This window comes from Terrisporobacter petrolearius, from assembly GCF_020748185.1.
In the GTDB taxonomy this organism is placed as follows: domain Bacteria; phylum Bacillota; class Clostridia; order Peptostreptococcales; family Peptostreptococcaceae; genus Terrisporobacter; species Terrisporobacter petrolearius.
Window position 1 is genome coordinate 1 of the sequence record NZ_JAHZMO010000078.1, and the last position, 6401, is coordinate 6401.

A 6401-nucleotide genomic window follows, 5' to 3' on the forward strand; every position below is an offset into this window, starting at 1 on the left:
GGCTAATTACGAACTATTTTCACAGTAAATCATCAATTTTTCGTTGAAATTTGATAGTCTATTAATTGTGTCTAAAAACACATAATATAAAATTCAATAAAATATGTTGACTTTAACTAGCTGGTCTATTTTATTTAGTGCATTTTCCACAGATTTCAAATATGCTTTTGACGATACAGTTGCACCACTTATAATATCTACATTTACATTTTGCTTTTCTATTATTCTTTTAGATAATTCATATCCTACATCTGGCGTTAGTGGTTCTGATAATGTTTTAATATTTTCTATTTTTTTACCTCTCACACTAACTTCCACTTCACTAATCCATCTGTCCTTAGAATATTTTCCTATATAAGTTCCATTTTCCAATTTGCTTATATCTACACTATTTATTTCAAGCTTTTTACCTTCTTTTATTCCTCTTGTCATTGCAAAAAGTCCACTCACAATTATAACTAAAAGAACACCTAAAAATATTTTAGTTTTTTTGAATTTCATCAGTATCCTCCTTGAAAATTCATCTTAAAATTTATTTCCCATTATTTTTAAATAATCCATAAATCATAAAATCCAAATATTCATCTATTAACTTGTTTGTAAATTCTTTATCTTTATTATTTGATAACACCATATTTGATACAAATCCATTTATTGATATCCAAGAGAAAAATGCATACTTTTCTGTGTCAATATGGCGTAACAACCCTTTTTCTAAATATTTATCATACTTTTCTTTAGTTTCTTTTATTTTTAAACTGTTTTTTTCTTCTTCTGTAAAATCAAAATTTGCTTTTTTAATTATATCAATATTATTTAACATTATTGCTCTATATTCTTCAGGGCTTTCTAAAATTAAATTAATATATGTTTTAAATAATTTTTTAATATTAGTTTCTTCATTAGAATCATTGAATTTTAAGTTACTCATAGTATGAATTATTATTGATGATTTTTCTTGCCATATTGATAATACTATATCTGCTTTATTTTCATAATAGTTGTATATCAAAGAAGGAGAATAATCTATTTTACTTGCTATTTTTCTAATGGATAATTTGGAGTATCCTTCATCTATTATTATTTCACTAGCTGCTTTATGTATCTCTTTTTTTATTTTTTCTTTTTCCATCTTACGTCTTTCTTCTACTCCCATTAGTCCTCCTTGTAAACTTTATTAATATTATAAACACTGTACATATTATGAACAGTGTTTATAATATTAATAATAACATATTTTACATAAATTACCACAAAAACATTTCGACACTTTATTATTTGCATAAAAAAAAGAGGTGTTCACCTCTCTTATTTATATAAAATATATAACGTTGTCTATATCTTCTTTATTCACATCACTTGTGTTATATTTGATTTTTGCAGGTATTCCTACAGCTGTACTATTGGATGGCATATCTCTTAAAACAACTGAATTTGCTCCAATTTTACAATGATCACCTATATTAACTGGGCCTAATATTTTTGCTCCTGAACCAACTACAATATCATCACCTAAGGTAGGATGTCTTTTAAATTCTTTTTCATTTCCTGTGGCACCTATAGTAGCTCCTTGATATATAGTTACTCTATCTCCAATTATGGTTGTTTCTCCTATAACAACTCCACTTCCATGGTCTATAAGTGTTCCCATACCTATTTTTGCTCCTGGGTGAATTTCTATACCAGTAAAAAATCTACTCAGCTGAGATATTGCTCTAGCAAGAAAAAATCTTTTTTTAGTATAAAAGAAGTGGGATATTCTATACATTATAAGAGAGTGTACAGAAGGATATAGTAAAAATACTTCTATTTTACTTCTAGCAGCTGGATCATTTTCTAGTATAAAATTTATATCTGCTCTTGTATGCTCAAATAACATAATCTCACCCCTCTAAAAAATCCCCATGGACATATATTTATCTACACCGTCAGGTGCAATAGTAACTATTTTTTTATTAGGATATTTTTTAGAAATTTCTATAGCACCGAATACATTTGCCCCAGAAGATATTCCTACTAAAATACCTAATTTATTGGCAAGTAATCTAACCATATCAAAAGCATCTTCATCACTTACTGTAAGTACTTCATCCACTATATTTTCATCGTAATTTTTAGGTATAAAGTTTGCACCTATTCCTTGAATTTTGTGAGGACCTGCTTTTTTCCCTGTAATAAGTGGTGATGCTAAAGGTTCTATCCCTATTACTTCTATACTTTCATTTTTCTCTTTTAAGAATTTCCCTACTCCACTTATTGTTCCACCTGAACCTATTCCTGCAATAATAAGATTTATATCTGGAACTTCTGCGTATATTTCTGGCCCGGTTTTTTCATAGTGAACTTTTGGATTATCTTCATTTTCAAATTGACCAAGATTTATATAGTTATCATTTTCTTTTAATAGTTCTTCCAATTTTTCAATAGATCCATTCATACCTTTAGGCCCTTGTGTTAATATTAATTCTGCTCCAAAAGCTTTTACAAGTTGCCTTCTTTCTATACTCATAGTTTCTGGCATTATTATTATAACCTTATAGCCTTTTAAGTTTCCTGCCATAGCAAGACCTATACCTGTATTTCCACTTGTAGCCTCCACCAATACACTACCTTCTTTTAATAACCCTCTATTCTCAGCTCCTTCAATCATGGAGAGTGCAATTCTATCTTTTATGCTTCCACCTGGATTATATTTTTCTAATTTAACATATACATTTTCATATCCTATTTTATCTAAAGATATAATAGGCGTATTCCCTATTAACTCCAAACCATCTTTATATATCATTATTATTCCTCCCAATTTTTAATTATCAAAATGATAATATTATTGTAGCACTATCAAATTGATAACACAAGTATTATATTATCAATTTGATAATTTTTTTTACTTTTCAAAATTTTACCTGTTTTAAAATATTAAAATTGATAAAAATTAACAATAATAATATGATATACTTAAGTAAACCACATTTTTTAGAATAAATTATGTTGGGAGGTTGAATTTTGAAATTAATCGATATAAAAAATTATATACAAAGCGTTTGCCAAAATATTTCAACTGTACTTGATGTAGATGTTACAGTAGTATCAAAAGATTTAGTAAGAATAGCTGGCACAGGTATTTTCAAAGATAAAATTGATGAAAAAATCTCTGATAAATCTGCTTATTCTAATGTATTAATATCTGGAGAACCTTACATTATAAATCGAGAGATAGAAGATAGTTGTAAAAATTGTATTCATAGCAAAGACTGTAAAGAATTAGCTGATATTTGCACACCAATAAAGCTTGGCAATAATAATATAGGAATACTTGGTATAGCAGCTTTCACAGAGAAACAAAAAAATAAAATTTTATCTAAGGATCAAGAATTATGTGAGTTTATCAGTAGTATGTCCAACTTAATTTCTTACAAATTAGATGAATTATACAAAGAAGAAATTAGAACTGTTGAAGAGTTAGAAAAAGAAGAAATCGAAAAAGCCATAAAAAAATATGGAAATAATACGCAGGAAATGAAACAAGTGGCAAAGGCATTAAACATTGGGATAGCAACCCTTTATAGAAAAGTAAAAAAATATAATATTAATGCTGAAGAAGAATAATAAAAAACAGTAGATTTGCTAAGTGCAAAGCTACTGTTTTTTATTATTCTACAAATATTACAATTTCATCTAAAGTTTTTTTAATTTTGCACAAATAGCAAACAGCTTAATCATTTATATATGTTTAAAATTATGTTTATTTTTTTTTAATATATGATATTATAAAATAAGTTAGATTTAAAAACTTCACTCTTATTTTAAGGAGGTAATTATGAAAGATAAATATATTATATATTTTATAAGTAGAACAAAAGCAGAAATGATAAAATTTATAGATAATAAACTAAAGAAAAATAATTTGGATGATTTAATACCTAGTCATGGTAATATACTTACTGCACTCTTTGAAAGTGATAAATCTTTAACTATGAAGGAGATTTCAAATAAAATCGGAAAAGATAAATCAACCGTAACTGCTTTAGTAAATAAATTAATAAGCTTAGGATATATAGAAAAAGAAAAATCTATCTCTGATAAAAGAGTAACTTATATAAAATTAACTCAAAATGCAAGAAATATAGAAGATAGTTTTAATCATATATCTTCTCAAGTTAGACAAACTGCATATAATAATTTCACAGAAGAAGAGAAAAAAGAATTCTTAAGATTACTAAAAAAACTTAGTACAAACTTCAAAGATGCCAATAAATTAGATTAAAAAAACTGTATGGACCTATAGTCCCTACAGTTTTTTAATCTAATTTTTCTCTTAATCTATAAAAGTAACTACTTCCTGAAGTGGTTTGCGAGGTAATTTTGCAGGAGTATTATCCTCTGCTATACCAACAGATATCATGGACATTAATTCGTAATTAGGCTTTTCAAATCCTATTAATTTTTCTAACTCTGCCTTAGCATGAGTAGGTCCTGTCATATAGCAACTTCCATAACCCATTTCTGTTGCTGCTAACAAGAAATTTTCCACTGCTGCACCTATTGCTTGTGCTGCTGATTGAGGAGATACTAAAACATCTAGTACTTCCTTTGTAGCGCCATTTTCTTTTAATATTTTGTACTCTATCATATCGTAAGGTTTTGAATAAACCATTACAACTGCTGGAGCATTTTTAAATGAAGTATAGTATTTTAGTACACTCATATGTATTTTTCTATCTTTTTCAGTTTTAGCTATTTCCCCAATTTTTTCATGACTTTTAGCTACTATTTCAGCCATTTTATTTATTAATTCTTTACTAGTTATTACAACAAAGTTCCAGTTTTGTTGATGTTTTGGTGATGGCGCTTCAATTGCTGCCTCTAACATTTTTAATATGTCTTCTCTTGGTACTTCAACATCTTTAAACTTTCTCACACTTTTACGATTGTAAATCATATCTAAGTTTGCCATTTTATTTCTCCTTTTATGTCTTAATTATAATATTTAAAAAAACTTAATTTTTATCAACAAATTTAGTAAATTTACTAATGCATTACCACATAGTATATTAGCACCAGATCTACCACTTGTATATAAAAGAGTATTCTTTTCAATTTCTCTATAAACCCATACCCCCTATATGAGACAACTCTTCATTTTTAGAATAATATATATAAAATATCTGAATGTAATGCCTCTTCGATTAGTTGCTTCGACAGACCAATTATACCTAATAAATAGTTTATCGTCAAACTATTTTTATAGTATTATTAAAAATTTAAATAACTTAATAAAATCTTCATCCATTAAAGTTAAACCAAGCAGTAATTCATTATATGTCAAACAATTTGTATTTTAATTATAATAATTATTAACTAACCTTAATCTACATATAAATTAACCTCCTTGGAAATATAAAAAAAGAAATTATATTTTTATTTAAATACCCTTTTTTGAATTGGAGGTTTATTATATGAAAGAGATGCCAACAGCAATTGATGGAACTCTTCGAAAATCTTTTCTTCGTGTGCCAGAAGTTATTAGAGAATGTAGTGGGATTAATGTCTTTGGAAAAAGAATTAAATCTTTAGTATATACAACAGATTTAGCTATTATAAGAAATGTAAATGCAGATGCTATTTTAGCAGTATATCCATTTACACCTCAGCCGATAATTACTCAAGCCTTACTTTTAGTTTCTGATGTTCCCGTTTTTACAGGAGTAGGAGGCGGACTGACAAATGGTCTTCGTTCTGTTATGCTTGGCACAAATGCTGAAATACAAGGTGCTATAGGAGTCGTTGTAAATGCTCCCACCTCCAATGAAACGCTAAAAAGTCTATCTGATGCACTAGATATTCCTGTAGTTGTTAGTATCATAAGTGAAGATTGTGATATAGATGCAAGAGTACATTCAGGAGCTAGTATATTAAATGTTTCTGCATCAAAAGATACTCCTAAATTAGTTGCAAAAATCAGAAAAAATATCCAAGGTTTCCTATTATGGCAACAGGTGGACCTACTGATGATACTATTAGAGAAACTATAAAGGCTGGTGCCAACGCTATAACTTGGACTCCTCCTACAGTCCCCCACCTTTTCAAAGGTGTAATGAATTCTTATAGAATTAATGTAGAGCATCATCACTAAAAATAAATTATAAAAAAGCAGTGAGTACTAGTATAATCCCCTTATAGTAGACACATAAAAAAAGGCATCGTATAATGATGCTAAATGTAACTACAATAAGGGGGGGGTTCTATGTCTAAAAAATATAATAAATATAATAAATATAATAAATATAATAAAGAAGTAAAATTGAAAGCTGTAGATATGTATATAAATCAAGGTATGAGTGCAGTTAGTGTTGCTCGTTCTTTAGATATAAAAGATAAAACTCAGGTTCAAAGATGGG

The 6401-nt window shown here is 27.7% G+C and carries 9 protein-coding genes; 4 read left to right on the plus strand and 5 right to left on the minus strand.

The genetic code is table 11. The features are described from left to right. Window positions 1-93 precede the first annotated feature (93 nt). The 4 genes from K0040_RS19345 to cysK all read right to left on the minus strand — a co-directional run bounded on the left by K0040_RS19345 (window position 94) and on the right by cysK (window position 2788). The gene (locus K0040_RS19345) at window positions 94-501 is read right to left on the minus strand and encodes an FMN-binding protein (RefSeq protein WP_228110351.1); all 408 of its coding nucleotides are present in this window, start codon (window positions 499-501) and stop codon (window positions 94-96) included. Between the two features lie 31 nt (window positions 502-532). Continuing rightward, a complete protein-coding gene (locus tag K0040_RS19350; protein ID WP_228110352.1) occupies window positions 533-1156 on the minus strand; it encodes a TetR/AcrR family transcriptional regulator in 624 nt (207 codons plus the stop codon). Window positions 1157-1312: 156 nt separating this feature from the next. After that, a complete protein-coding gene (epsC, locus tag K0040_RS19355; RefSeq protein WP_074917344.1) occupies window positions 1313-1879 on the minus strand; it encodes a serine O-acetyltransferase EpsC in 567 nt (188 codons plus the stop codon). A 12-nt stretch (window positions 1880-1891) separates the two neighbouring features. Continuing rightward, window positions 1892-2788: a cysteine synthase A gene (cysK, locus tag K0040_RS19360; protein ID WP_228110353.1), complete on the minus strand. Its 897-nt coding sequence runs from the start codon at window positions 2786-2788 to the stop codon at window positions 1892-1894. 218 nt (window positions 2789-3006) lie between these two features. Here cysK and K0040_RS19365 point away from each other — a divergent pair, with 218 nt between their 5' ends. Together K0040_RS19365 and K0040_RS19370 are read left to right on the plus strand one after the other, a co-directional pair. Next, on the plus strand, window positions 3007-3609 hold the full coding sequence (locus K0040_RS19365) for a helix-turn-helix domain-containing protein (protein ID WP_228110354.1): 603 nt from the start codon (window positions 3007-3009) through the stop codon (window positions 3607-3609). Between the two features lie 211 nt (window positions 3610-3820). After that, entirely contained in the window at window positions 3821-4267 is a 447-nt protein-coding gene (locus tag K0040_RS19370; protein ID WP_228110355.1) for a MarR family winged helix-turn-helix transcriptional regulator, read from the plus strand. 51 nt (window positions 4268-4318) lie between these two features. Here the strand turns inward: K0040_RS19370 and K0040_RS19375 are convergent, their stop codons facing one another. After that, window positions 4319-4957 (minus strand): nitroreductase family protein, encoded by a 639-nt coding sequence (locus K0040_RS19375; protein WP_228110356.1) that lies wholly within the window; start codon window positions 4955-4957, stop codon window positions 4319-4321. Between the two features lie 502 nt (window positions 4958-5459). Here K0040_RS19375 and K0040_RS19380 point away from each other — a divergent pair. Beyond that, window positions 5460-6035: a hydrolase gene (locus K0040_RS19380; RefSeq protein ID WP_331476379.1), complete on the plus strand. Its 576-nt coding sequence runs from the start codon at window positions 5460-5462 to the stop codon at window positions 6033-6035. A 212-nt stretch (window positions 6036-6247) separates the two neighbouring features. Next, window positions 6248-6401: transposase (locus tag K0040_RS21560; RefSeq protein WP_369123748.1), on the plus strand; the 154-nt coding region annotated here is incomplete at its 3' end.